At 59.9% G+C, this 1,223-nt stretch carries 1 protein-coding gene; it reads left to right on the top strand.

The features are described 5' to 3' along the window. Window positions 1-344: 344 nt before the first annotated feature. Window positions 345-1,223: HWE histidine kinase domain-containing protein (locus J0I79_RS33975; protein ID WP_292870224.1), on the top strand; the 879-nt coding region annotated here is incomplete at its 3' end.

Raw genomic sequence — 1,223 nt, forward strand, 5'->3', positions numbered from 1 at the left:
GGCGGCCGCGTGTCGCTTCCGGTCAGCGATGATAGAAATCCCGCCAAGCTCCGCCGGCCTTTTCCGCCGTCGCCGGAGCGATGAACCGCCTGGTGGCTTGCGGGTGGCGCTCCACCAAGGCGACGCATTGCAGCAGAGTACGAGCCATGCATAGGGTGGTCCAAGGACCTTTCGGCCCGAGTTCCTTCAATCGATGTCGCCATCCTGTTCATCAACGACGGTGCGACCGCGAGCCTTGATCAGGTAAATCACTACGCCCGCGCAGGCAGCCCCGGTGCTGTCTTATGACTTTGCGGAGAAGGGGTATGGCTGCGTAAGTTTGGTTATCGGCGGACCAGAGTGACATGGCAGAAGACACGAGCGAATCGGCAGAGAGCAGGCTGCGCGTGCGAGAAGCAGAACTCGCCCGTATTCAGCGGATAGGCCAGATCGGCGGCATGGAGGTCGATCTGCGGGGCAACAATTTCAAGAACGTGCGCTCACGAGAGTATCTGGCGGTGCATGGTTTGCCACCCGATGCGACCCACGAATCCCATGGAGCCTGGGTGGCGCGAATTCACCCAGAAGATCGTGACCGTGTGCTGAGCCACTTTCTTGCGACAGTAAACGGCCCGGAGACAGACTATGAGGTCGAATACCGGATCATTCGCCCGAGCGACGGACAGACACGCTGGATTCTCGCGAAAGCAGAAATAGTCCGGGACGAAGCGGGGGCTCCCCTGCGCCTAATCGGGGCTCACATCGACATCACCGTTCGGAGGCGGGCTGAAGAGCAGCGTGAGCTGGTCTCCCGCGAACTGTCGCACCGCATCGCTAACATCTTTACCGTCGTCAACAGCCTCGTTCGCATGGCAGCGAGATTCGAGCCTACAAACAAGGAGTTCGCGGAGAAGCTCGAAAGTCGGCTTCAATCACTGCATCGCGCTCATGCTTTCGTCTCGAGAAAAGAGGTTGGAGATGGCGGACTAAAGTCGCTCCTCGCGCGCCTGTTGGAACCATACCAGGGCGCATCGGGTCGACGCGTTTCGATCCAGGGGGAGGATGCCCTTGTTGGTTCTAATGCGGCGACGGCGTTGGCTCTGGTCTTTCATGCGCTTGCGACCAATGCTGTGAAGTACGGCGCCCTGTCCATCGATGAAGGATCTGTTTATGTCGTGGTGGCGGTAGCGGCGGGGCAGCTGCGCCTTCTATGGCGTGAAGAGGGAGGTCCTGCGATCGTCAAC

It is taken from the genome of Mesorhizobium sp., from assembly GCF_017306585.1.
Classification (GTDB): Bacteria; Pseudomonadota; Alphaproteobacteria; order Rhizobiales; family Rhizobiaceae; genus Mesorhizobium.